The following is a 25,744-nucleotide window of genomic DNA, read 5'->3' on the forward strand; positions in this document are numbered from 1 at the left end:
ATACAAAAAAACACCTACAGCTTGCTTGAAACAAATCATTTCAAGTAGTGTAGGTGTCCAGAAATTTGATTAGATTAATCCCGCTTTTGCCAGCAGCCTTTTCACAATCGCTGCCGACTGCGCACGACTAATGTCTGCATCGGACATCAGTTTGCCATCAGTACCTTGTACCAGCTCTTGTTTAATCGCCGATGCAACTGGCTCTGTTGCCCAAGCCTGTACTTTAGCGCTATCGCTGTATGTGCTAAGCAGACTTGTTGTCTCTGACGCGTCGGCCTGTGCCAGACCGACCAGTTTCATCGCACGTGACACAATAGTCAGCGCTTCAGCACGAGAAATTTCGCTATTCGGACGGAAGCTGTCGTCAGCATAACCTGAGATTAGGCCGTAGGACACAGCCGTCTGAACCTCATCCTCATACCAGCTACCAGTCTTCACATCTGTGAACGACGCCGCTTCTGTACTGCGCGGGGAGTGCAGCCCCAAACCTCTTAACAGAACAGCCGTAAACTCTGCCCGTGTAATACTCCGGTCTGGCGCAAACACGTTCTCACCGGTACCTTGTACGATCAGACGAGATGCCAGATCCTGTACGTCATCCCGACTCCAGTGACTTGATACATCGCTGAAAGTTGCCGGATGATAGATCAGAGCGTAAGTGCTGTTCGTCAAGCTGTTAATAATAGCAGAATCTTGCACGTTACCTTTGATAACCTTTGTCGGTACATGCAGAAGGCTGCCATCTGGCTGAAGCACAACTCCTGTCGTGATCTTTGAACCATCGACACCTTCTGGCAAAGTAATGGAGCGCTCTACATAAGAGTTGAAACGATCTACATTAACTTGCTGTCCATTCCAGATCGCTTTTACTTCAAAATCAATCGGAGCTGCGATCACCGTTGTGTTCTCCAGCTTACCCGCTGCAGCCTGAATTGCTGTTTGTTTAGATGTGGCACTAGGCACAATAGCGATTTGGATTGTGATATCTTCCAATGGAACCGTGCTTCCGAATTGGTTCAGAATCTGATCCACCTGAATCTGGTTAGCTGGAAGTGTGTACGTACCGCTATCAGTCTGAATGACAACTTCGGCATTACTTCCTTCCATTGTTTTGACCAACTTGCCGTTCAGTTCACCAACGACCGCACCCTTGCCAGTACCTGTAATAGGCAGCAGAAGCGTTTTTAGTCCACTTCCAATCTGATTGATGACTTTGTCATTATCCACATGAACCGTGGTGGTAACCTGATTGTTTACCGTTGATGTGCTAGCCGTAGCAGACTGTTCCTGTTTCTGACCGTTCACATAGATGTCTACACCTTTAGTTACCGCCGGAGTCGATGGAACTGGGGTAACGACTGGTGAAGTTGGTGATACACTTCCTCCTCCTCCACCTGAAGAGTTACCAGGATTCGGTGTAGGTGTCGAACCAGAATTGTCGCCACCTGAATTTGCTGCTGTAATTGTGATTGTTCCACCAGACAACTGAGCACCACTATTGTGTTCTACATTTGTAAAATGCCAATGTTCTGAATCAGTTTGATCTACGGATAGCTGTTTCGTTCCAGGCGCCGCATTGCTTTTGGCTTTGATTTCCATATCAAATAATTGGGTTTCATCTACAATTGAGTGGTCACCCCCAGTAAAATCAACCCAGATGATCCGTACCCAGCCTTCCGCATTATTAATTTGGTACTGGAAGTCTGCTACACCATCTTCATTTGGGGATGTGCTGATGACGTTGACAGATTTAGGCGTGATCCGAACAATTTCCAGTGCAGACGTATCATAATCAATCTGCATATTATAAGCTTTCACCCCGAAATAGGACTTCTTCAATGCAACAGGAACATGAACCGTCTGCCCCGCCTGTACACTAACATTTGCAAACTGCACCTGTGATGGTTCTGCCGGTTCTGCTCCAGCTACATTTGGCAATATGAGTGAAGAGAGTAATGTCAGTGCGATCAGACCTGACATTGTTTTTCTGATTCTAGGACGTTTCTTTTTCGGTTGAAACATGTGATAGCCTCCATGTCTGTATCAATTGATAGATCGTATGGTAAAGATAGAAAATGTATTGTTATTCGTTATCTAAAATAAAAAATTGAATTAATCAAGGCGTTGTATTTTTTCTTTTCCAACAATGTATACTTTTCTAGGCTCCGTATTCGAGTCCCAAGTGGACTGAGTAATAACTTCGAGCACAAGATAATAACCTTCGTCCTCATCTTTAACGGTATACTTTGCTCCTGTTTCCCCCTCGATTGGCACCATATCTTCTCTCGAAGCTTCTGTTGCGCGGTACCACTGGTAAGAAGGAGTATTAATGTAATCATTGTAATCAATATCCATTATATAATGACTAAAGCCAATTTCATTTCCAATTAACATGGCATTCTTCAATTCACCATTTAGTACATACGGCGCATCATCTACTTGCTTAAAGGTCAACACATAGTCATTGTTTTTTCCACCAAGTGTTTTGCCTTTGTATCCTATTAACAAAGCATCCATGTCCCCCAGAGTGGGTTCCGTATTACGATCTACATCCATTCGGTTCATCTCTACATAAGAAAAGCTGCGGCGAGTCATCATGTTACGAATATAATTGAAAAGGTCTACGGCATCCAAAGAATTCACTTTTCCGTCTGCATTTACATCCCCTTTTTTACTAATGTAAAGTTCAATGTTATCCGTAACAGTCTCTGGTGCACCAGAGATCATATAATTCGCTTTCAATTCGATGTTGATTTTGCCGCTTTGGCGAGGAATAACCACCAATGTACTGACAGGCGTTATCATATTCTCATCCTGTCTCGTTTCTACATACGCCTCAGCGATGCTGTTATCACTTGAGCTGGCTGTAGGCGGGCTATACTCATCGGATCGAAATTGTGTACTTAGATTGATTCTGATGATATTATTGGTGGTTACCTCAATAGGCACTTCGGGTACAAAAGAAGGATTATCTTGTGCCGATGAATAACTTAACCAGTTAATTCCATCGTTAAGAACAGGTTGTGAAATCTTGATCTCTGGACCAATTGCTCCCGCATTGACCTGTGGAAGCGCTCCACCTATAGGCAACGCAATGCCCAGCCCGAGTGCAGTCAACATGCTTTTTTTCAATATCGGCTTAAGCCGTTTTTTGTTTTGTTTCCCCTTCAATTCATGTTCCTCCTCGTATACATTTCAAATTTGAACAACTACATGCTCAGTATAACGACCCATTCTGAACCGATTCTGAACAGGACCACAGAACTACTTCCAGTTGAAATTCGACAAAAAACGCCATGGAGTAAGCCTCCATAGCGTTTTGAACACAAATCATTTTCCAGTTTGGATCATATTCACCTAAAATTAAATTCCCTCAACAATCCTTTTGGCTCTAACCTTCACCTCACGGTAAAGTTCATCCTCATCAATCGTGAGCAGCTTTCTGCCTCTCATGAGGATCTGACCATTCACGATCGTGGTGTCCACGTCCGCCCCATTTACGCTGTAAGCCAGTAACGATTCTACCTCATGTACCGGTTGAAGATGTGGTTTCGCCAGATCGATCAGGATCAGATCAGCTTTGCACCCCACCTCAAGCATACCCACTTCATCCTGTAGACCAAGCAGACTAGCACTTCCACGTGTAGCCATGCTTAGTACGTCCTTGGCTGGCAAGCGAGTTGGGTCACCATAATCCAGCTTTTGCAGCCAGGTCGCGGCTTTGATCTCCTCGAACATATCCACGGTTGTGGCACTTCCCGCTCCATCCGTTCCGATTCCCACGTTAATTCCCTGGGCCAACATCTCGGTAATTGGAGCAATTCCACACCCCAGCTTCAGATTGCTGACTGGATTGTGTGCTACACCGCCGCGCATGCCCTTCAATCTGCCGATGTCCCTGCGATTGAGGTGCACACCATGTGCAAGCAACACATGTGCCTGTTCGAACATCCCCGCCTCTTCCAAATACTCTGTCGGTGTCATGCCATAGCGCTCACGAATCTTCACAACTTCTTCCTTTGTCTCAGCCAGATGAATATGTAGCGGAATATCCTCCGTGACTGCCAGAGCAATGACTTCACGTAGCGGCTCCATGGGACAAGTGTAGGGTGAGTGGGGCCCATACATGGTTGTAATCCGTCCATCGGCCGCTCCAGACCAGCGCTCTACAAGATCAATCGCCTCCTGCAACCTGCGTCCCCCATCCTCCTCCATGAATACCATCCCACGTGTAAGCGATGCCCGCATACCCGTTTGTTTAACCGCTTCTGCAATTTCGTTCATATGGATATACATATCCGCAAAAGCAGTGGTACCCGAACGGATCATCTCCGCGATGGATAACTTGGCACCCCAATAGATATCTTCCGGGTTCATCCGTGCTTCGGCGGGCAGCATTTTGCGTTCGAGCCAGTCCATCAGCTTCAGATCATCCGAAAATCCCCGGAGCAGACTCATTGGTGTATGTTGGTGGGCATTAATTAGTCCTGGCATGGCAACCTTATTACGTCCATCGATAATCTCATCTTGCGGGTGAGGCAGAATGTGATCAGCAATATGAGTAATGCGATCACCCTCAACACGAATATCCCCCGTAAAGGGGGCATCGGCATCTTTCATCGTTAGGATCGTAGCTTGCTGAATCAGTATACTCATTACATTCACGGCTCCTCTGAATTGGTTATGGTTCTTGCCATATCCGAGGGTAAGCCTTCACGTAACGGCAAGGTCAAGTCATTTTAATTTTTGGATCGTCATCTTTCTGAAATGTTGTATAAACGGTTTCGGGTCGATTTCGACCATATATGGATATACTCCTGTGCTTGTGTGCAAATAGAAAAATCCACCTTCATCACCCATACGGCGAAATGACATATCAAACACTTCCGTGATGTTGAACTCGCGGTATTTGGTCACAATTTTATCGGAATACAGAATCATGGAGCGGGCATTCATCTCAATCTCTTGGGCGAGACCCGTCACTTCTCTCTGTACTTTGTAATAAGGTAATACAGCAACACAGTTCATGATCTCCCTCCATTCATGCCTTGATTATTGTTCCATCATAGCAGATCGGAGGTTCTCAGCAAAAGAACATGAAACTAGGTGATCTTGGTCGTCACCTTTAGTGGCGTATGAAGTGCATCCTGAATGTCCTGCAAAGAGAGACACTGTTCAATATGAAACACACCATGTGGCAACTCTGTTTTATACACACGTTCTGCCACGGCTGCTGCCACGGCCGCTGTTGCATCTGCTTCCTTTGCGCCGACCAGTAGTTGTTCAACACGGATTTGCTCACCATTTTCCCATCCTACGGCATCGACCTTGACTGCATACATCGGCTCTCCTCCGGGAATAAGACCAAATGCCTTGACTGTTCCATTGCGAATAGACGGGATACGCAGCAACGAAAACAACCCTGCACGTTTGGAGATCGCCATGGATTTTGTGATCCACTGGGAGTCCAGACAGAGTCTGGTAGATACGGTTGGAATACGTAACGTTCGAGCAACTACATGCTGATCCGAAAAGTTAAATCGATAGGCCTTCCGGTTCCCTAGTTTTGCTCCAAAATCAATCCTTTTGCCATCTCCGAAACTTTGTACCTCAGCAGGTTTGCCCTTTTGCATCACTTGGTAGGTGGCATTCATCTGATCAACGGTCCACTCCACGGCAGCTTTTCCGTGCTTCTCACCAAGTCCCAGCATTACGGTAATGTCTGCTTCCTCCACCTGATCCATATGCATGGTCGCTTCGCGCACAAGCAAATTAGTCACTCCAGGTGATAATCCAACGCTGAGGATCGCGGTCGATTTGGAACGTTGCATTTTGGTGTGCAGTTGTTCCACCTGGGCGAGAAAATCATATTTTGCAGAAATATCAATATAGTCGGTTCCGGCTTGTGCGCAGGCTTCAACAAAACGGGTATCGCTCTGATCCACACACATGATGACCAGCTTCACAGGCCGTAACATGGATGGCTCCACAGGTTTTGTTACATCCAGTTGAAGCGGTAGCACAGCACCACCTGTAGACCTGCTGAACTCTTCCGCACGGTTCATGCGTGTACCCGCAGCCCATACTTTACCCGGGAACAATTTCCCCAGTTGAGTACATATCATCTGCCCCACTTGACCATAACCACCAACCACCCAGATCTGATCTTTCATAGGCTTCACGCTAGTTTCGAATTGCATAATACCCCTCCACCCAGAACGCCCCGAAGTAACGTGTAATATGTGAGAAACCGCATTCGGTCAGTAGCTGAGTCATCTCTTCAGAGGATATTGGATCGGATTCACGGCCCAGGGAAGCAGCAAAGCGCTCCCACTCTTCAGGAAGGACGCCCACACTCAACATGTGATCCTTCCAAGCTTGCATCATGATTGGATGTGCAGGTGAACGAAGATCGGCATTTACAGCCGCAATGATCAGTGGTGCACCCGGTTTAAGTCTAGCTGCGAGGCTGGTCAGAAACGTTCTCTTGGCCTCCATCCCCTGAAGGAAATGTAACATGAGCATGCTTGTCGCCCCATCATATACAATATCCTCCGGCAATTCTTCAACCGTGACAGGTTGCAGTTTCACTCTGGAACCGATGCCTGCTTCCGTGACTCGTTTCTCAGCAAGTTGCAGCATGGGCTGTGATGGATCTACTCCAGTCAATGTCCAACCGGCATGACGTGATCCGAGCAGAGCAATCTCTTTTCCCCCTCCCGCACCGGCAACAAGGATATGAATATCGTTGTTATTCGCGAAAGATGCTGACAGCAGCCGTTCCATTAGATCATGCATATGAGAATAACCCGGAATTTTCAGGGCTATCGATTGTTCGTAACGATGAACATCTGCTGTTTCCCAGCTCATCGGTGATAGATTGTGATTCATGGACACCGCACTCCTCTTGAATTGAAGTTAGACTTGACTCGTTGTTCGTCTAATTTCATTATAGAAGGATACGACGAGCCTACAATCCCAGAACATTGGGATATGCGCACAGAGAGAGGAGTAATCTTGTTGACATCACGTATTGATCGGAACCACAGACTTATCACTTCTCTTGAGAAAGGAACCTGGACCTCACATACCTATCGGGAAGCTGTTCTCAAGCAGATCCATACGGTTATACCTTACGATGCATACTGTTTCACTACCGTTGATCCTCTGACTCTTCTCTCCACAGGAGCCGTGACAGAAGATGGCATTGAGGCCATTCATGATGGGTTATTCATCAATGAATACATGGAAGAAGATATACATAAATACGCTGAATTAATTCGCAACGGTGAGCATACAGCTACACTTCATACGTCCAACTTACAGCTTGAACAAAGCCCTCGATATATCAACATTCTTCAGCCAGCGGGGTTCGGTGATGAACTACGTGCTGTATTGGTTAGTGGAGACGCTTGCTGGGGATATCTGACCCTATATCGTAAGACAGAAAGTGCTGTCTTTACAGAGGAGGAGCGGTGGATGATTCAGTCCTGGACCGCTTCTATTGCATCGATGCTGCGGTCCACGAGCTTGACACTGATCGATGAGATCACGAGTGAAAGTCCCGAGGAACCCGGAATTTTGATCACCTCAGACACGTTCCAGCTCTTATCCCTGAACGCCTCCGCTCAATATTGGCTGTCCCAATTGCGCATGCTGGAACATGTAGGGCCTGATGTTCTGCCCCGTCCGGTACGTGCAGTGAGTTCCCACCTGCAGCGCAAGAATCGGGCAGAACTGGTCGTGGATACTCAGATCGCTCCCGAATCACCCTCCAAAGTTTGCATCCAACTTCCGGATGGGCGTTACCTCATACTTCATGCTAGTCTCATGCAACAGCTTACAGGGCCGGATCAGATTGCTATCCGTTTGGAGCAGGCGATGCCACAGGATTTACTGCCCTTGCTCGCCGAAAGCCATGGATTATCCAGTCGAGAGCGGGAACTGCTCGGATATGTGCTCCGCAGCTATTCGTCCAAGGAAATTGCTGCTGCGATGCATATTTCCGTCTACACGGTTCAGGATCATTTAAAATCCATTTTCGCCAAGACCAAGGTATCCTCACGTCGCGAGCTCATCTGGTATTTCGTTTCCCGTTTCCAGCTGTCGGATGAACCTGCCATATAAATCTTGAATAATTCTCCAGTATCAAATTAACTATCAAATGAGAAAAAATAAAAAGATGCCAATACGATATCCTCGTAATGGCATCTTTTTCTATATGCTATTGATTAAGAAGCATAGCGGTAACACAGGGTAACTTCGATGTTTGAACTTTTGATATCGTGCATTCTGCTTTAAAATGCAGCGCACAGTCCTGCCAAGCCGTTTTCCACAAAAAATTCCGACTATATTATTGATTGTGTTATTTGGCTTTTGCTAGTAAATAAAGAAAATATGGAACACTAATAACTGTAATAACGATTCCTGTTGGCACATCTCCTACGAGGCTAACCGTGCGCGTAATCGTGTCAGCCAACACCACGACTAGTCCCCCAGCCAAGCTGGCAGCCGGAATGAGCAATTTGTGATCGGGACCGACCAGTTTTCTGGCCATATGCGGAGCGATCAATCCAACGAAAAAGAAGCTGCCTCCCACAGCTACACTGCCAGAGGATAAAGCAACAGCAGCGATTGACAACCCCAAGAACTGTCGCTTCACGGAAACACCAAGCCCCTGTGCTGTCTGATTGCCCAAATGGAGGGCATTCAGTATGCGAGCCTTGTAAAAAATATAGCCGAGTAAGATCAAGACCCATGGTGTCAGTATGGAAATATAACCCCAATCATCGCCCCATAGGCTTCCCGCCAGCCAATACAGCATGAAGTTCATCTGCGAATCATCCAGCTTGAGTGTCAAGAAGGTCGTCAGCGCCCCGTACCCGCTTCCTAACGCGACCCCGGTCAAGATCAAACCGATTGGCGAGATGTCTCGTCCGCGGCGATACGATAATAAGAAGATCAAACCCGCTGCCAATAGTCCGCCAACAAAAGCCAACAGAGGCAGAGCAATAAAGGAACTCTTGCCTGTGGATGCAATGAATACAACGAAGAACAGGACAAACAAACCCGATCCCGAACTAATTCCCAGTGTTCCCGGACTAGCCATGTCATTACGCAGCAAACTCTGCATCACGACCCCCGCCGCTCCCATTCCCAGACCTACCAAAATCGAAAGTACAATTCGTGGCAAACGAAAATCAAACACAATTAGATTTTGCTTATCGGTACCGTTTCCTATGAGAACGTTCAGCACTTCTAGCGGTGAAAGATTCATTTTGCCAGAATTCATGCTAATGATCGCAAACACAAGTATGAGCACCATAAGCACTACATTGATGATAATGCCTCGTTTCATCGTATAACGCCGCTTGATCATTCATATTCCCTCCTTTGTCTTCGAGCCAAGAAGAGAAAATACGGCACACCAATGATAGAAAATATAATGGCAATCGGCGTTTCGAACGGTTTATTGATCAAACGTCCAGCCAAATCAGCCGATACGGTCAGCAACGCACCATATAAAGCCGCTGCCGGAATAATGTATCGATAGTCGACACCTACCATATATCGCACAATATGCGGGGTGATCAGACCCACAAAACCAACAGGGCCAACGACAACAACAGCCAATCCAGTCAGCACAAGTACAATAATTGTCGACAAAATCTTGACCAGTCCGCTACGAATGCCGAGTCCACTTGCCACATCATCTCCCAAACTGAGCAATGTAACGGAAGGGGACAGCGCCAGTGCCAGCAGTATACCACCAACAAAGAGCGGTGAGATAATCAGCAATTCTCCCCATTTGACCCCCGCTGTGCTACCCGCCGTCCAGAATGTCAATGCTCGCCCCAAATCATAATTGATTGCCAAGTACTGACTGAGTGCGCCAAACAACATTGAAATAGACAGACCTGCCAGTACAAGCCGCTGAGGCGTCATTCCGCGATTGCCCAGTGACGCGGTAAAGTAAGTCATGCCGGTGGCGATCGCTGCTCCCAGACAAGCGAACAACATCATCTGCCAATACGAATAACCCGGCAGAAAGGCCAGGCATAGTGCAATTGCAAATGCTGCGCCAGAGCTAATCCCCATCAGCCCGGAGTCGGCCAGCGGATTACGCGTTGTCCCCTGCATGATAGCGCCACATACCGCAAGGCTGCACCCAACGATCAGATCAGCTACGGTACGCGGGAGACGCATGGTTTGAATAATTTGATGTTCAGTGAGCATTGGATCAAATCGGAAAATAGCCTCCCATACCGTTGCTAACCTCATATCAGCAGCACCAAACATAATGGATGCCGCCGACATGAGAACCGTTAATCCAAGCCCTATTACCATGTACATGGTGAAGTTCATCGCCCCACGGCGTTTTTGTTCAGGCTTGCTTTTCATCTCGTTTCCCTTTCATCACCTATTTACAATCCAAACGAATATGGATATTAACGTCCATAAATTCGACTGGTCATGTTTGAAAATTTGGAGTGCTCAATTAAAATTTCGTTCTAACTCTTATTTAGCTAATGCTAGCAATTGACTAACAATATAATCAATCAATGCACTGGAAGTCATTACGTCGGTGGACCAAGATAGCGAAGAATCTACCTTTACGATCCGATCATGTTGCACAGCAGGTATGGCATTCCACACTGCATTATCAGAAGCAACGTTTCCATCTCCTAAGAAGATCATATAATCCCCAGAGTAAGCGGGTAATACTTCCATGGAGACATCGCCCCAATATTTATTTGCATCGATAATATCCGTTTGGACTTTTGAAGGTGCCTGCAATTGAAGTTCATCGTAAACAAGCTCGCCAACGGCATGCTTGGCTCCAGCTATGTAGTTACTTTTATCACTGAATTCTCCAACCGTAATCGTCACATCGGATAGGCCCGCATTCTGAAAGGCTAGCTTTGCTTCTTCGATTTTTCCGGTATAAGCATTCAAAACATCCTTAGCCTCTTCCTGTTTGTTCAAAACATCGCTAATAAATTGTATCCGCTCTTCTGTAGTCATATCACCATAGGGAACATAAATGGTCGGGGCAATTTTGGATAAATCATCATACGACTCATCACTCCATGCCAAAATGATAAGATCCGGCTCAAGCGTCATGATATCTTCCGGCTCCATGGCTACTTTTATGGAGTCTGTAATCTGGTTAGCATAAACAGGCTCTGTCTCTCCCCGTGCAGCTCTAGCCACACCTAAAGGAGTTACACCTAGGGCTACCACATCACCAACCAAATAATCGACTACAACTCGCTGAGGGTTATCAGGTACCTCAACATCACCCTTAACTGTGGATATCGTTCTGGTCTGCGAGACTGCTTCTGAAGCTTTTGTCTCCGACCCTTCCTGTTGTGTCGTTTGCTGTGTCTGCGCAGGTGTTGTATTTGCCGTTCCCCCATTATTCGCTGGCGTCCCTGACGTACATGCCGTTAATAACAGCATCATGCTTATCGCCGCCGCCAAAATCATTTCTTTACTTCTTAATGTTCCAAACATCGTTGATTCCCCATCTCTATAAGACTTGACTAGACTCGCTAGTTCCCTCTCATCGTAAGGGAGATGAGAATCATTATCAATACCATCAACCTGCATGGATAGTGCGTTTATTTTCCGATAATCACTTGGTGTCATCTTGTAATGCTTCTTAAACATGCGGAACAGGTTTTTCTCATCTGTGAAACCAGCTCCTGTTGCGATTTCTTTAACTGTCGCTTCTGTATGTTTCAAGTCATGACAGGCAGCTTCAATCCTTCTCTGAATGAGATACTCCTGTAAGTTCATCCCTTCCCTTTTTTTGAACAAACGCGTCAATTGTCCACCACTGATCCCAAACATATCGGCAATTTGTTGAAACATAATCGGCTCCCTGTAATGTTTATCGAGATATACCTTGGCAGAACAGGCTGGATCTGGCTGGAGATACCGAATCTCACCACCCTCCAAATCCCTGTACACCTCATGAATCAATTGATATAAAAAACTTTTGGCCTGTAGCTGATCCATCGCCTTGCCACGTTTCCAGCCATTCATCATCCGTTGGAACCAATCGCGTAGCAAGATGGGATTACTTGGCGTATAACCAAACTGTTGAACAAATGGATTCACTTGCTCCAGTAATTGTTGCAGATGTTTCTTGAAAAAGAGAGGTGATTCTGCTCTATAAAACACCATAAAGGTCTTCACCATCTCCTCTTTAGGCGTAATACTGAGCAGGCTCCCCTTCCCGCCGTGAACTAAACCGAAGCGTTCCATTGCAAATGTGGTTTCATTCAGTTGGATTTGCGCTTCTCCCCCATATGCATAGATAAACATGCTACTAGGCATTTTATATTGCTCCAACGGGTATTGTGACGCTATATTCTGAAAGCGTACATCTATTAATGTAATGATCGAACGTGTCCAGATACTGGCCATCAGATCAATCATCTCCGGTGTAAATCCCTGTCTTGCTTCTTCCTCTTGCATCTACCCGCACTCCTCGTTTCACTTTTTCCAATGTATACATCACTCAATAATTGATATTGATTATCAATATCACATTTGATCAGGTAAGTATATATCATTAAGTGATATTGGGGAACAGGCAGTGGACGTTATGCTTTCCATCCGCTTTCGTAAAAAACTAAAAAGGAACACCTGATAGTACAAAAAAGAAGCCTGATCCATATGGATCAGGCTTCTTCATCATGTTTATTGTATTTAACAAGATTACGTAGTCACCATGTTTCTCTTGTCACCTGCGACCAAATTTATTAAGACTTTGCAGGTTTCCGAGAAGGTTTGGCGGAGCTGGATTTTTTATTCTTTTTCTTACTTACTTCCACAACCACAGGCTCCTGTGGGTGTTCCACCGGGTACATTTTACGGAACAATAATGTCTGTAGTACCAGGAACGAACCCCCAACCGTCCAGTAGAGCGGCATCGCTGCCGGAGCTGTAAGAGAAAAGAATGCCATCATCAATGGGGAGAGATATCCCATGATGGCGAACTGTTTTCGCTGCTCAGGCGCCATATTGGCTTGTGATACCTTGGCTTGAATCAGATATATGACCGCGACCACCACAGCGAGTACGTAGTCCGGCGCTCCCAGTTTGAACCACAGGAACGAGTGGGAGGACAACTCCGGTGTAAGTCGGATGGCTGTGTAAATACCTGAAAGTATAGGCAACTGAATGAGCATCGGCAAGCAACCAATGTTCAGCGGATTGAACTTATGTTTCTTGTATAGCTCCATCGTTTCCTGAGACAGCTTTTGCTTATCAGCAGGATCATTTTTGCCTTCATATTTTTTCTTGAGCGCATCCATCTCGGGTTTCATGGCGTTCATGATGACTCGTGTTCCCTGCTGGGACTTGGCTTGACGCATCATCAAGGGCAACAGTGCTAAACGAATGACCAGCGTAATCACGATAATCGCGACCCCGTAGCTTCCGTTAAATATGGTAGCAATATGCTGAATCAGATACGACAGTGGAAATACAATGTAGTGATTAAAAAATCCCGGTGTCGACGAAGTAATCTCCGACACGTTGTTGCTGCATCCGGCAAGCAGCATGACTGCAAACAAAATGGCAATCAGGCCATAGATCCGTCCCTTGCCCGATCTAAAAGTGAATCCCTTGTTGGTCTTGTTTTCCATATATATCCTCCTCGTTGAATTGTTGACCAATCGTTCAACGAGGAATGACAATCTGAATCATCTTCATCGGGCGCTTCTCTTCGTCTGATCATGCGGCTCCAGACTTCCTGTCTGTGTTGTCTGTCCAAACTCAAAGCGGGAAGTACTGGTTCAAGTCCACCACCGGCGCTACCTTCCATCCAATACTCGGTCATGCCACAGTGAAGATGGGCGATATAGGCATAACTGACTGTGAAGATGAGTCCAATCGAGAATAAATACGGTAATAGTTCCTGAAGTTCAAACAAGGGATTCACCCCCTTTATAGGTTAGTTTTTATATTATAACACTTACATATTGTTTTTGCATAAATCCGTACGTGAAAACAACTACTATTCAGCTATTCCGTTCTCAATTTGGACAACTCTTGCTCAGCTCGGTGTCTTGCCACGTTATAAGAAGGCCATGAACGATCTGATGCACCCTCATCCAGGTAGGCTTGACGTTCCAGCATTTCCCTCTTAAGATCCGGATACTCCTCCTGAGCAAACTCTCGAAGTAACGGAACTGCATCTGCCGACAGACTTGCCAGATAGGTTGCATCAATATTGCCAGTCTGATGATAACGTTCAATATTCAGCTCGGCAATCCGTTTATCCATGCCCACATAATTGACAGCAACATAAGCTGTGAGCGCCAGCACGATATACCAGCGGATCAGCGGTATTGATGTGTACCGTATACGAAGGCCAGCAATCAGCAACAGGAGTGCGAGGAAGATCATGAATGCGTGTACCAGGAAGCGGATGTACGTATATCCATATGCCTGCTCATACAGATTTAGGCGCATAAACGCGGAATACAACATAATTGCTGAACAACTGACCAGAATCAGGAGAAGTACCTGATGTACGATGGAACCCGTTTTGCCACTCGAACGGGTATACTGCAAAGCAACAATAAGAATAAAGAAGTTAATACCAGTGACGAGAATTAACTCTGCGAATCCACTTCTCGCATAATCTGCGTAAGACAGATCTACCGGAAGATGCCCCTCTCCTGCACCAAACAGATACGAAAACTGTACAAGTACAAACAAAACGTACACACAGTTAATGACAATCAGCATCGTCCCCACAATGATGGGGTCCAATCTGAATGGTTCCCGCTGAACCGGAGTGCGTTCGGGCTCGGGTGTAATCTTATTGGTAACCTTACCTTCAGTGGCCGGGTCCACAGGAGAGAATATATAGGTGTGATCACGCTTATCAACCGTGGATTCTGCTCCATTTTTCCAATGTGCGTTCGCTCTCTTCTCTGCCTCATATTGCATTGGCTGTACAAATCCCCATACATAACCGAACAGCAATACACCTGCGATGACAATCCAGATGATTCTCGGTATCCCTGGAGTAAAAGCCAATTGATTCAGCCACTCCGGAAAACCGGCTAAATACTGATCAAAGACCCCGTCAGCAGAGGACAGTAATGCAACGACTACAATGAGGATAGGCAAGGACGCCACAAGACCAATGAGTACTTTGAAAACAACTGTTTTCTGGGATTTGCCCATGCCACGCCCGCCTGCTCTCACAGCAATAGCAGCAACAGTCCCCCAATGACGTATGGCTTGAGGTAGCAAGTGGTCAATAGCCTTACCAATCAAGCCAATCTCCCACCACTGCTTCTGTTTTCTGCCCATCAGATACGTCATATGTAAGATAACTACGCCAGGTATGACCAGAAAATTAAGAACATACAGCAGTTCATTGTCGTATAACAGAAACGTTAGCGACAACAATAGCACTACAGCCGCTACAAAAGCATCAATGAACTTGAAAGACCTCATGCGATCCCTTGCAAACAGATACATGAACACATAAAAGAGAATTACAAAGATAGGATACGATACGCCAATCTCATTACCATAGAATAAATACTGGTGAATGATCGCCAGCATCCATGCAGACAGTAGCGTGATTAGAGCGCGTTGCGGTGAAGCCATTATTTTATCAATCATGGGAAAAACCTCCATTAACCTTTCTATGCTATATTCTAGATGATAAAATAGGAATATAAATAGAAATTAAAATTGACAAAACTTCTTATTTTAGAGGAATACGTCAGAGTTCACCTCCAGGAGGGAATCAACACTTGAAATTACATCAGCAATATCTGCTGTTGCATCGCCATTACGGTCACCATACAGAACATGAACTTACACTCGCCGATCTCGCTGAGTTGCTAAATTGTACACACCGCAATACGTTAACGATTGTCAAAAAGATGGTTGCCCATGATTGGATTCGTTGGGTTTCCCAGCGTGGCCGGGGTCGGCGTTCTTCACTGACCTTGCTTGTTCCGGCTGATCAAATCGCCGCAGAATATATGATGCAGGCCATGAATCGCCGGGAGTTACAGGAAGCTGCCGAGCAGGTGAGCGCATTCTCCAGTTCAACAATCATGCAGGATCATCTAAACCAGTGGTTGCTTGGATATTCAGGACATCATACGGAAGCCGGCACCAATAATGAGCAGATTGATACCCTTCGGTTGCCCCTGCGCCAACAGCTTCATGCCCTTGATCCGCTGTTCATTAATCTATTAGCTGAATCCTTTGTTACCAGCCATGTCTTTGACGGGTTGGTTCAGCGGGGTGAACAGGGAGAGATCCTCCCATGTCTCGCTCATACCTGGGATGTCAGTGCAGACCGAAAGACCTGGATCTTTTATTTGCGAAAAGGTATTACATTTCACGATGGTCAGTTGTTGACAGCCCATGATATTGTTCATACGTTTGAACGGTTGCAATCTACAGATCGCCGGACACTGTACCGTGATGTAAGTAAACAGATTCTATCTATTAAAGCGGTCGATTCCTTAACCGTGTGTTTCCAGCTTAAAGATCCTCATGAATTGTTTTTGTCCTTCCTGACAACAAGTCGTGCGGCGATTGTACCCTCACCAGGAACAAACGAACATAAGATGAAGCATTCCGGTGATGTGCATGGGATGCAAAAACCTGTTGGGACGGGACCTTTCAAGGTCACCGCCTGGGATGATCACTTGTGCAGACTTGAAGCCTTTTCATCATATTTTCAAGGTAGAGCACATATGGACCGGGTAGATATCCTGCAGATTCCGTGGAGTGCCTCGGCAAAAATGGACGATAGCCAAGATATCGAAACTCCGTTCTTTCATCTTGTTCATAATCCGTCTTCGTCTGAGGGTGCAGACTGGACACAGATTAGTGCAGGTGTGATGGTTCATAAATTACTCACGTGTAATACACAAAAAACCGGACCGTTAAACGATCCGGAAGTAAGAGCACACCTTCAGTCATGCCTTGCTGGAATGTATAGAGATGACGGACATGCAGATGACTCTGAAGTCGTGGAGACTGATTTTAGTGCGGTGAATACCAAGAAAGTCCAGGTCCACTCGGAGGGATTTAGCGATATATCGATAAGTTCCGTATCCTCCAGTCCCATCTCCTTGCACATTGCAACCATTCCACAATATCGCAGAGATGCCCAACATCTGGCGTCCATACTGGAGCAGTGCGGTTTCTCGTGTACCGTCCGTACTGCTACGATGGAGCAGTTCAAAGGAAACCTGCGGCTGGAATCTGATCTGATTCTCTTCTCTCTCATTCGGGACAGGGACGAAGAACTGCGAAGGTATGATCTCTACTCTACGTTATCTGAGCATCTGGAAGATTCTGCTCGTATAACGATCCATGAGATCTTACAAACCATCGTCGCCTCTCCCATCGCTGCGGATCGAACTTGTGAATTAGATCGAATTGAGCAATTTTTGGTTGGTCAGAATTTACTGTTCCATTTATCCGAAAAACCGGTAGAAACCGCTTATCTGCCTTCGGTACGTGGTCTATCTTTCAACAGCCAGGGCTGGGTGAACCTGCGTCATATCTGGTTTCCGTGAATGCTCGTTAAACGAGCAAAATAATACTTTCATTTCAAGATGCGGTAATGATTTTGGATGCCTATGAATTGGTCAGTAGGTCGGCGTCCACCTTCTGCCGTATTTTTTTATTTTTCTTCGAAATAGTATCCTTGCGGCGGTAAATACCGAGCAGTAAACCGAGCATGGCGTAATCAAACATAAGGTGATTTCCATACCCAATAAAAGGAAAAGAAATACTGATAATCGGCGCCTTGCCGGTAGTCATCGCCAATGAATAGATGATTTGCATTGCAAACATAGTTGTGATACTGACAATAATCATACGGCCAAAATCATCCCATATGCGAGGGAGCATCTTCACCATACTGGCAACAAACCAGATGATACCAACCAATAGCAGTATCCCTGCTGACCAGCCAAACACATCAATGAGCAGCACACCTGGGTAATTGAAATAACTCGTTTTAAACCTGTCGAACGTTGTATCAATCCCATTACCCCACCAGCCGGATGATCGAATAACTTCAATAATGGAATAGTTACTATAGGCACTCCCATAAGGATCATCCTGAAGATTCAAAACGACAGAGAGCCTCTTCAGGCGTCCGTATTGATCTGCAAAAAACAATAACAATAGAAAAATACTTCCTGTTATAACAGCACCTACGACTGTATAAAGCCATTTATGAGTAAGCCAGCCAAATAAAACAATGCACATTATGCCAAACAGAAACAAGCGAACCCAGTCCAAGGTTTGAAACAATAGTACCGCTGGCAACATTACCATCGCAATGTAGGTCAATATGGATTGCATATTACAATTGGAACGAAGCTTGTCCAGCATAATGGCACCTATAGCAAGTGGCAATATCCACACTGAAGCTGTGGTAAGGTCTAGTGTTACGCCAAATAAGCCCCAATACCTGCTATTACCATGAATATCTGTAGTTATCATTGGACTGATCCACAACATGACATTAAGCAGAATATAAATCCACCAAGCAGCTTTTTTCAACTTACGATAATCAAAGTAAATAAAGAACAACATCATCATTATACCTATAACGGTGTACAACACATGACCGCGATATAAGAACTGATACTTTTCATCTGCTACATTAATTGTAAAAATCCACATTAACAACAGGCTACTTATAGACAAACCAATTAATCCAACTAACAGACCCCAATGCATACGATGGCGATGCAATCGGTGCATACTCTTGCCTACGACAGTAGGATCGCCCATCTGTTCAATGGCATATGCAACTGCTTCTTCCTCTGTATAACCTTCTTGTTCTTTATCCAAAATCATCTCTTCCATGTGGTTTCCCAACTCATCACGCAGGTCGTTATGTACTTCGCGAGCTTTAACCTGAACACACATGTGATCAAGATAATGCTGAATTCGCTCATGTCGATTCGTCATGTCAGGCCTCCTTCCCCAAGCACCCGATCCACAGCTCTACGGAACAAATTCCACTCTGCTTTTTTACTTTGTAAGGCCTCCATGCCCTTGTCACGAATCGAATAATATTTCCGTTTACGACCTTCAACCTCCATCCAGTACGACTCTACCCAACCTTCAATCTCCATAGCATGCAAAATAGGATATAACGTGCCCTCTTTCAGATTAAACACACCCTCGGATTGACGATGTAATTCCTTAATTAATTCATATCCGTACAACGGTCGTTCCTGAAGCAGGGTCAGAATCAATGTTTCGGTACTGCCTTTAATCATTTGTTTGTTAACCTGCAACGCGCTCACTCCTTCCTTTTCAATTCATTTAGCAAGAGTTTTTAGATTTCGAAAAATACATTTTTAAATCTCTTCTTTTCACATACATCGGAAACCTATGCATAGAACAACTAGGTATGATATTACCTTATCCTTCCTTTTCTGTCTAGCCAACAAGCTTCTTTATTTATGTTAAAATAAACAAGTCCTTTCATTTTCTAATGATGAATCTATATATTTGTGTATTTTTCATTTACATATCCTATTTTTTGAATCTAATTAAAGGAGGCATTACATTCATGAGCAAACTAATTTTCTTTCTCGGCGGGGCCGGGAGTGGCAAGACCACACTAGCCAAAGCCCTTTCCCGTAAACATAAAGCGGCTTTCTTTGATATGGATATTCTGCTTCGTCCCGCGGCTGAGGCGATCATGACCCTTCAGGGACTTGATCCATCCGACCGAGATTCGCCTGAATACAAAAGGTTGTGCCGTGATCTTGGGTACCGCATTACGATGGACGCCGCTCTGGATAACGTTCAGTTGGGTATCGATACGATCGTTGTGGGGCCATTTACCAAGGAAATCGGTTCCCCGGATTGGATTGCTCAGGAACTTGCACGAATTGGACATACCCTGGATGATACGGATGTGCGTGTGGCCTATATTTATCTTGAGAATGAAGCGTTGTATCACAAACGAATCTCAGCAAGACAATCCCCACTAGATGAATGGAAGTTAGCCAACTGGGATGCCTTCACAGCTTCTCTCGTCCGTAAAGAAGTAGCTTGGCCCCTCCCTGCTTCATCCGTCGCTTATATTGATAATTCAAGTGATGATCCTGCGATTGCCTATGCTGAACTTGAACGACGGATGTACGAGTAGTTTTATAAAATCTACTTCCCAATTCCTTTGCACGATGTCGCTTTGCATGGAAAATAAAAAGACGAAACAAAAAGAGGTATTTGTCGAGACCCCCATTGGGTCCATCATGACAAATACCTCTTTTCATATATTTAAGATCATTCAAAACTTACTCTTCATCCTCAACAATTGCGGGATCACGCAAAAAGGTTTGCGGAAGTCCTGCCATAATAAGTGCGTACTACGGAATCGCCATTACATTCAAACTGATAGATTATAGATGTACTTGAATGTAAGAGAACGAACATATCTCAACTCAAAGGAGAATTTCATGAAATCTCACGTAGCAACATGTCCAACTCAACAACAACAGAGCTACAAATCAAATCCTAATTGGAAACGTGCCGTAGCCAACATCCTCCTGGTTGCATCTCTGAGTTTCACCACAATAACCAGTGTATCGGCAGAGAGCAGCCTCCCTCTTCCTCAGGTAAGCCCTCAGGAAACTGAATCGTTCATCAATCAATTCTTCGCCCAACCTGAAGTGAAGTCTGCTCTGAAAGGTGCGGTAGTCACCGTTGTTCACGATCAACAGATCGTTTTGAATAAAGGATATGGTTATGCCAATGTGGAAAAACAAATCCCCGTCGACGCCGACTCCACTCTATTCCGTGTAGCCTCCATCTCCAAAACGCTGACAGCAACCGCTATTATGCAATTGACCGAGCAAGGTAACGTAAAACTTAATCAGGATATCAGCGCATACACAGATGGTCTTAATCTGACCAACCATACCGGAACAGCGTTAACATTGGATCATCTGATGACCCACACCAGCGGGTTTGATTTCACAGATGTAGCAGCTATACCCAGGGAGTTGAATCATTCTTATCCGCTTGAGCAATTCATCCAGGACAACAAACCGTCCGTTGTTCGCAATCCAGGAGAAGTTTTCCGTTACGACAACTACGGTTATGCACTCTTGGGCTACATTGTTCAGAAACAGTCCAAACTTCCGTTTGAGACTTATGTACAACAGCATATATTCAACCCTCTTGATATGTCGGATAGCCATTTTACACTAAGCAAAGACACGCTGAGTAAACTCGCAACTCCTTATAGCGCTGAAGGACAGGAACTTCCGCAATATCCCAATGTACCGGACAGCTCCCCTGAGGGCGGATTAATTACGACTGGACGGGATATGGCTCACTTTATGCTTGCGCAGCTCAATCAAGGTTCGTACCAGGGTGCACGTATACTCGAACCGTCATCCGTCCAAGCAATGCAAACGCTGGATGTGTCCATACACCCGGATATACCTGGCACAGGTTACGGATTCGAATCCACCTATTCGCAGTATAATCATGGACGTAAAGTCGTGAGTAAAGCAGGTGATCTTGACGGATTCCACTCCAATCTGTGGCTGTTGCCTAACGAGAAGACTGGACTATTTATCGTCTCCAACAGTGATGGACCAGATGTGCGAGAAGCGCTTTTTCAAGCATTTATGGATCATTTTTATCCGAGTAATGAGGTCCAAGATGTCAATTATAGCGTACCCAGGTCTTCACTCCGTACCTATGAGGGACTATATCGGGATATCCGTTTGCCTGCATGGTTATATGATATTTCAGCAACAGAGAAAGGTCTTCAGGTTATAGATGCTTATGGCACTCACACTTTAACACCCATTAAGGACATGTTGTTCATGGATGAGGAAGGCAAGCTTGCTGGTTTCAAAAAAAATCAGTCAGGTGAACTCACGTATTTCTATTACAACAAATCAGATAGCTGGTCCGAGAAATTGCCAGAAGCCAGACCTTATGAAGATGTGCCAGAAGACCATCCCTATGCTCCGTACATCTATCGTTTAACACAGATTGGCCTGTATTCACAGGATCAATCCCTATTTGAACCAGAGAAGCCTGTAAGTCGTGGGGAGTTTGTAGCACAGGTTGTGGGTATAAGCGGAATGTCCATTTCAGCTCAATCACCAAAATTTAAAGATACCCAATCAAGTCCCTATGCCCCCTACATTCAAACAGCCCTTGAACTGGGTATTGTGCAAGGTAATACCCGTGGATTGTTCCATCCTGACCAAGCCATAACAAGGCAAGAGGCCGCGGTGATTATTTCGAGAACGGCACAACAACTCCTTGGTGCACCTGCGGTAGCTGCCGATCTCATCGGTTCACAGGATCGTTGGGCTGAAGAAGGTGTCCAGTTTGTGGTTGCTCTAGGTCTCTACGGTCCGGAAGTATCTGTATCCAGCACCGGTGCTGTGGATTATAGATCGAAGCAACCTATGCTCAGGCAGGAATCATCCGTTTTGATGTACAAAATGTTAGGCACTCTGCTACATTAACATAGAGTGATGCTCGGCAAGCCATGTCATTGCTACATGGCTTGTTTTTCCACTTCGTTTTACCAATGATACATTTTATAAGAACGGATGATTTTACCATGCGACTAGGACTCTCATTACATAGATTCATGAAAACTAAATTTAATATCGTGTGGTTTGTAACAATGTTGTGCTTTATAGTGACAGCCACGTATATCCATATCTCTTCATTTATGAATCCTTATATCGGACTTTCGTTAACGCCAAATGCCTCCAATTCTTGGGCAGTACATGATGTAGATCCGCAAGGTTTAGCTTATACATCCGGGATTAGATCAGGTGACACCGTTATCTCCTTGGAACCCGAAGGAGGAGTCCGCTTACTCCATCAAAAAGGTGTATTCTTAGTGACTAAAGCCTACATCATCGACGTTGAGAATTCTCACGGTCAGGCATCCGAACATACCATGAAGCCTGGACCACGTGAATGGTTCAACATCGGCTTCTCATCCATAGTAGAATTATTGCTATTGTTGACCGGAACCTATGCCTTGTTTAGCCAACCCGGTTCACGAGTGATGCGCCTGTTCTACCTGCTTAACCTGTCCATGGCCATATGTATACTGACGATATACACATCCCAGTTGCCTTTATCCAATTATATTCTGGCCTTTTGTGCGGCATGGTTACCTTACTGTCTAACTGCTTTTTATGTGTCTTTTGTGTTCCGTACCCACCTGCATCGTTTCCGGTGGTTACTATTCATCAGCAGAGGTATTGCAGTTGCCTACTCTACTGGCCTTGCCTTTCTGTACATCAAGCAGTGGATGATGACCGATGTTCAGTTCAATCAAGGCATTACTACCGTCAGTACTCCTGTTGCACCGTCTGGTCCAACCAATCTGCTTAACTTTATTCTTTGTGCAACCCTTCTGATCTTAATCTGGATGACATGGGTTTATCGTAAAAGCTACAATCGCAAGGAGCAGAACCAGCTATTGCTCATGTTAACAGGAATACTTGTTAGCCTGATTCCCTTCATCATCTGTTTTGCTATTCCAACCCTGCTTCAAGGTGAACCATTATTGCCTGTAGAGTACACATTAATTGGATTTCTGCCTTTATCATGGATGTTCACTTATGTACTTGTACAACGGAGTATGCTTGACCTCAAACTGGTTATGCCAAGATTGATGATTCATGGACTATATGCTTTAATCGTATTTTTACTGTTTCTGGCTGCTTCTCACCTGCATTCGTTAATTCATATCAGCTTGCTGTTTGTCTCGTTTTTGCTGATCACTTGGGTGTATCAGTACACACTCACACGCTCACGCAAGAAAAACAAACTTAACAAAGACTGGCTGGAACACCAGCAACTGCGGTTGACTGTGCGAATGGCTGAGCAGCAAAACATGCGGGACATGATTCACGTGTTTGCCGAGATGTTCCACAAGATGCTGGATATTGAAGGTGTAATTGTCATATGGATTGATGATAAGCACAGATATTCTCAGGAAGGTACAGGGGTTTTTGCTTCCATTCAGAATATAGATAACCAGGCGTTGGATATTAAAGTTTTACGACAAAAATATGATTTGGCACAGGTTTGGGAGCTGTCGGGTGAGCCCACTACGGAGACGATAGGATTTCTGGGCATTGGTCACAAAGAAAATCGCACCCTTTTTTCAGCAGAGGAACAGGATATCATTGATAAAGGCAGGCTGGAAGCAATTCGAATGCTCGTCAATGGCAGACTCTTATCCGATCTGCAGAAGCGATATGAACACCGTGTAGACCAGACAGTTTTTCATGAACACCAGATACGCCGTCATCAGCAGTTCAATGATATTATGATGGAAGCCCAACAGGCAGAGCGTATGAAAACCTCTTATTTCCTTCATGACCAACTGCTTCAAAACCTGATTTTCCTGTCTCGTGATTTGGAGGAATTACACGATACCGGAGAGACGCATAAGGATCAAACGGCTGTTTGGCTGGAGTGCCTGTATGCTTCCCAGAGAGATATACGTCAATTATGTGATGATCTCTACCCTCATATTATGGATCGAAGTGATCTTGAGGAAGCGTTGCAATGGCTCATCCGTACACTTCAAATACAAAGTGGCATCAGAATGGAACTAAACTACAACGCCCTCTCTGAAGAGTTGAAGCACGAACCTCTGAAGTCCACCGTCTTTCGGACGGTCCGCGAACTCATTATGAATGTGATGAAGCACGCACAGGCGTCGTTCTGCTCCATTCAAGTATATACAAGGGATACTGACTTGATTCTCCAAGTAGAGGATGACGGCTTGGGGTTTAATGTTCATACCACATTTGATACTGCAACAGGGCACTTCGGTTTGATATCCATACAGAGCAGCATTCAGCATCTCGGTGGAGAATTCACCATACATTCCAGCCTTGGCAAAGGAACCTCAATCAACATCCGTTTGCCTTTAACCAAAGGAGCAACTGAACAATGAGCGAACCCATTACAGTCGTACTGCTTGATGATCACCCCCTGGTCATGGAAGGTCTCAACAACCGCTTAAACCGCGAACCCGGCATAGATGTACTGAAAACATTCAGCGATCCATTGCTTTTTTTATCCGAAGTAGAGGCGTTGCGACCAGATGTCGTTGTGATGGATATCCGCATGCCCCAGCTTGACGGGTTCGAGGTTGTGAGAAGATTGAAAGATCAATACGGGTTATCCGTCAAAATTATATTGTTATCCGGATACAACTATCACGAATTCCAGTTAAAAGCTTATGATCTGGGCGTTCATGCCTACTTGTCGAAACAAGCAACGTATGGACAGATTATCAACGCCATTCACCAAAGTATGTTGGGACATGTTCTTATTCCAGAGACCATGTTATCCCCTAATCTGGAGGAATCACTCACAGCAACTGAACGGGAAGTGCTTAACCGCATTGCACTGGAGATGACCAATAAGGAGATCGCACAGGATCTGGCGATCAGTCAACGTACAGTGGAGTATCATATAACCTCTATTACGCAGAAATTTGGTGTGAAGTCCAGAATTGGTGCTGTAGTCAAAGGCTATCAGGCAGGGATTCTCGGTGACGTAACACTCCCTGAGAAACGGTAAAAACATGTACCCGTTTAAAAGAACAACAAAAGAGCAGTAGAACACCCTCTAACGCAACCTGAGGTTTGTTCTGAACCGCTCTATTTGTTGATTTACTTTACTATGA

Annotated in this window: 20 protein-coding genes; 6 read left to right on the forward strand and 14 right to left on the reverse strand. The window is 45.2% G+C overall.

Annotation, left to right across the window (positions count from 1 at the left end; all coding sequences use genetic code 11):
- Positions 1 to 69: 69 nt before the first annotated feature.
- The 6 genes from AC1DE7_RS07860 to AC1DE7_RS07885 all read right to left on the reverse strand — a co-directional run bounded on the left by AC1DE7_RS07860 (position 70) and on the right by AC1DE7_RS07885 (position 6,891).
- Positions 70 to 2,022: an S-layer homology domain-containing protein gene (locus tag AC1DE7_RS07860; RefSeq protein ID WP_477534089.1), complete on the reverse strand. Its 1,953-nt coding sequence runs from the start codon at positions 2,020 to 2,022 to the stop codon at positions 70 to 72.
- Positions 2,023 to 2,112: 90 nt separating this feature from the next.
- Positions 2,113 to 3,171 carry a dockerin type I domain-containing protein gene (locus AC1DE7_RS07865; protein ID WP_477534090.1) on the reverse strand — a complete coding sequence of 353 codons (1,059 nt, stop codon included), beginning with the start codon at positions 3,169 to 3,171 and terminating at the stop codon, positions 2,113 to 2,115.
- A 192-nt stretch (positions 3,172 to 3,363) separates the two neighbouring features.
- Positions 3,364 to 4,656 carry an amidohydrolase gene (locus AC1DE7_RS07870; protein WP_477534091.1) on the reverse strand — a complete coding sequence of 431 codons (1,293 nt, stop codon included), beginning with the start codon at positions 4,654 to 4,656 and terminating at the stop codon, positions 3,364 to 3,366.
- Between the two features lie 78 nt (positions 4,657 to 4,734).
- Complete coding sequence (locus AC1DE7_RS07875) at positions 4,735 to 5,028, reverse strand: hypothetical protein (protein WP_036608638.1); 294 nt, start codon at positions 5,026 to 5,028, stop codon at positions 4,735 to 4,737.
- Positions 5,029 to 5,102: 74 nt separating this feature from the next.
- Positions 5,103 to 6,200 (reverse strand): saccharopine dehydrogenase family protein, encoded by a 1,098-nt coding sequence (locus AC1DE7_RS07880; RefSeq protein ID WP_477534092.1) that lies wholly within the window; start codon positions 6,198 to 6,200, stop codon positions 5,103 to 5,105.
- A complete protein-coding gene (locus tag AC1DE7_RS07885) occupies positions 6,184 to 6,891 on the reverse strand; it encodes a class I SAM-dependent methyltransferase (protein WP_036608640.1) in 708 nt (235 codons plus the stop codon). Before AC1DE7_RS07885 ends, AC1DE7_RS07880 begins: the two co-directional genes overlap by 17 nt.
- A gap of 129 nt (positions 6,892 to 7,020) precedes the next feature.
- Here AC1DE7_RS07885 and AC1DE7_RS07890 point away from each other — a divergent pair, with 129 nt between their 5' ends.
- Entirely contained in the window at positions 7,021 to 8,127 is a 1,107-nt protein-coding gene (locus tag AC1DE7_RS07890; RefSeq protein WP_477534093.1) for a helix-turn-helix transcriptional regulator, read from the forward strand.
- A 238-nt stretch (positions 8,128 to 8,365) separates the two neighbouring features.
- Here AC1DE7_RS07890 and AC1DE7_RS07895 read toward each other — a convergent pair whose 3' ends face one another.
- The 6 genes from AC1DE7_RS07895 to AC1DE7_RS07920 all read right to left on the reverse strand — a co-directional run bounded on the left by AC1DE7_RS07895 (position 8,366) and on the right by AC1DE7_RS07920 (position 15,660).
- Positions 8,366 to 9,379: a FecCD family ABC transporter permease gene (locus tag AC1DE7_RS07895; protein WP_017688818.1), complete on the reverse strand. Its 1,014-nt coding sequence runs from the start codon at positions 9,377 to 9,379 to the stop codon at positions 8,366 to 8,368.
- Positions 9,376 to 10,401, reverse strand: coding sequence for a FecCD family ABC transporter permease (locus AC1DE7_RS07900; RefSeq protein WP_051447083.1), 1,026 nt, complete (start codon positions 10,399 to 10,401; stop codon positions 9,376 to 9,378). The genes AC1DE7_RS07895 and AC1DE7_RS07900 overlap by 4 nt, the downstream gene beginning before the upstream one ends.
- 117 nt (positions 10,402 to 10,518) lie before the next feature.
- Positions 10,519 to 12,486 (reverse strand): helix-turn-helix domain-containing protein, encoded by a 1,968-nt coding sequence (locus tag AC1DE7_RS07905; RefSeq protein ID WP_477534094.1) that lies wholly within the window; start codon positions 12,484 to 12,486, stop codon positions 10,519 to 10,521.
- Positions 12,487 to 12,773: 287 nt separating this feature from the next.
- On the reverse strand, positions 12,774 to 13,661 hold the full coding sequence (gene yidC / locus AC1DE7_RS07910) for a membrane protein insertase YidC (protein ID WP_477534095.1): 888 nt from the start codon (positions 13,659 to 13,661) through the stop codon (positions 12,774 to 12,776).
- A complete protein-coding gene (locus AC1DE7_RS07915; RefSeq protein ID WP_477534096.1) occupies positions 13,598 to 13,948 on the reverse strand; it encodes a hypothetical protein in 351 nt (116 codons plus the stop codon). The genes yidC and AC1DE7_RS07915 overlap by 64 nt, the downstream gene beginning before the upstream one ends.
- 92 nt (positions 13,949 to 14,040) lie before the next feature.
- A complete protein-coding gene (locus AC1DE7_RS07920) occupies positions 14,041 to 15,660 on the reverse strand; it encodes a DUF4153 domain-containing protein (RefSeq protein WP_477534097.1) in 1,620 nt (539 codons plus the stop codon).
- A gap of 134 nt (positions 15,661 to 15,794) precedes the next feature.
- Here AC1DE7_RS07920 and AC1DE7_RS07925 point away from each other — a divergent pair, with 134 nt between their 5' ends.
- The gene (locus AC1DE7_RS07925) at positions 15,795 to 17,585 is read left to right on the forward strand and encodes an ABC transporter substrate-binding protein (RefSeq protein ID WP_477534098.1); all 1,791 of its coding nucleotides are present in this window, start codon (positions 15,795 to 15,797) and stop codon (positions 17,583 to 17,585) included.
- 61 nt (positions 17,586 to 17,646) lie between these two features.
- Here the strand turns inward: AC1DE7_RS07925 and AC1DE7_RS07930 are convergent, their stop codons facing one another.
- Both AC1DE7_RS07930 and AC1DE7_RS07935 read right to left on the reverse strand, forming a co-directional pair.
- Positions 17,647 to 18,996: an FtsW/RodA/SpoVE family cell cycle protein gene (locus tag AC1DE7_RS07930; protein WP_477534099.1), complete on the reverse strand. Its 1,350-nt coding sequence runs from the start codon at positions 18,994 to 18,996 to the stop codon at positions 17,647 to 17,649.
- Positions 18,993 to 19,328, reverse strand: a complete 336-nt coding sequence (locus tag AC1DE7_RS07935; RefSeq protein WP_017688825.1) for a PadR family transcriptional regulator — start codon at positions 19,326 to 19,328, stop codon at positions 18,993 to 18,995. Before AC1DE7_RS07935 ends, AC1DE7_RS07930 begins: the two co-directional genes overlap by 4 nt.
- Positions 19,329 to 19,606: 278 nt before the next feature.
- On the opposite strand from AC1DE7_RS07935, the gene AC1DE7_RS07940 reads away from it, so the two are divergent.
- From AC1DE7_RS07940 to AC1DE7_RS07955, 4 genes are all read left to right on the forward strand, one after another.
- A complete protein-coding gene (locus AC1DE7_RS07940) occupies positions 19,607 to 20,191 on the forward strand; it encodes a P-loop nucleotide/nucleoside kinase family protein (protein ID WP_477534100.1) in 585 nt (194 codons plus the stop codon).
- A gap of 310 nt (positions 20,192 to 20,501) precedes the next feature.
- On the forward strand, positions 20,502 to 22,538 hold the full coding sequence (locus AC1DE7_RS07945; protein WP_477534101.1) for a serine hydrolase: 2,037 nt from the start codon (positions 20,502 to 20,504) through the stop codon (positions 22,536 to 22,538).
- A gap of 386 nt (positions 22,539 to 22,924) precedes the next feature.
- Positions 22,925 to 25,006, forward strand: coding sequence for a sensor histidine kinase (locus AC1DE7_RS07950; RefSeq protein ID WP_477534102.1), 2,082 nt, complete (start codon positions 22,925 to 22,927; stop codon positions 25,004 to 25,006).
- A complete protein-coding gene (locus tag AC1DE7_RS07955) occupies positions 25,003 to 25,638 on the forward strand; it encodes a response regulator transcription factor (RefSeq protein WP_100528869.1) in 636 nt (211 codons plus the stop codon). The genes AC1DE7_RS07950 and AC1DE7_RS07955 overlap by 4 nt, the downstream gene beginning before the upstream one ends.
- The last annotated feature ends 106 nt before the right edge of the window (positions 25,639 to 25,744 follow it).

This window comes from Paenibacillus sp. 10L310 (genome assembly GCF_056395745.1).

Bases quoted from the DNA above. Each gene is read 5' to 3' on its own strand.
- AC1DE7_RS07860 (WP_477534089.1), bottom strand. From the start codon at position 2,022: ATGTTTCAACCGAAAAAGAAACGTCCTAGAATCAGAAAAACAATGTCA.
- AC1DE7_RS07870 (WP_477534091.1), bottom strand. From the start codon at position 4,656: ATGAGTATACTGATTCAGCAAGCTACGATCCTAACGATGAAAGATGCC.
- AC1DE7_RS07875 (WP_036608638.1), bottom strand. From the start codon at position 5,028: ATGAACTGTGTTGCTGTATTACCTTATTACAAAGTACAGAGAGAAGTG.
- AC1DE7_RS07880 (WP_477534092.1), bottom strand. From the start codon at position 6,200: ATGCAATTCGAAACTAGCGTGAAGCCTATGAAAGATCAGATCTGGGTG.
- AC1DE7_RS07885 (WP_036608640.1), bottom strand. From the start codon at position 6,891: ATGAATCACAATCTATCACCGATGAGCTGGGAAACAGCAGATGTTCAT.
- AC1DE7_RS07895 (WP_017688818.1), bottom strand. From the start codon at position 9,379: ATGATCAAGCGGCGTTATACGATGAAACGAGGCATTATCATCAATGTA.
- AC1DE7_RS07900 (WP_051447083.1), bottom strand. From the start codon at position 10,401: ATGAAAAGCAAGCCTGAACAAAAACGCCGTGGGGCGATGAACTTCACC.
- AC1DE7_RS07905 (WP_477534094.1), bottom strand. From the start codon at position 12,486: ATGCAAGAGGAAGAAGCAAGACAGGGATTTACACCGGAGATGATTGAT.
- yidC (WP_477534095.1), bottom strand. From the start codon at position 13,661: ATGGAAAACAAGACCAACAAGGGATTCACTTTTAGATCGGGCAAGGGA.
- AC1DE7_RS07920 (WP_477534097.1), bottom strand. From the start codon at position 15,660: ATGATTGATAAAATAATGGCTTCACCGCAACGCGCTCTAATCACGCTA.
- AC1DE7_RS07930 (WP_477534099.1), bottom strand. From the start codon at position 18,996: ATGACGAATCGACATGAGCGAATTCAGCATTATCTTGATCACATGTGT.
- AC1DE7_RS07940 (WP_477534100.1), top strand. From the start codon at position 19,607: ATGAGCAAACTAATTTTCTTTCTCGGCGGGGCCGGGAGTGGCAAGACC.
- AC1DE7_RS07945 (WP_477534101.1), top strand. From the start codon at position 20,502: ATGAAATCTCACGTAGCAACATGTCCAACTCAACAACAACAGAGCTAC.
- AC1DE7_RS07955 (WP_100528869.1), top strand. From the start codon at position 25,003: ATGAGCGAACCCATTACAGTCGTACTGCTTGATGATCACCCCCTGGTC.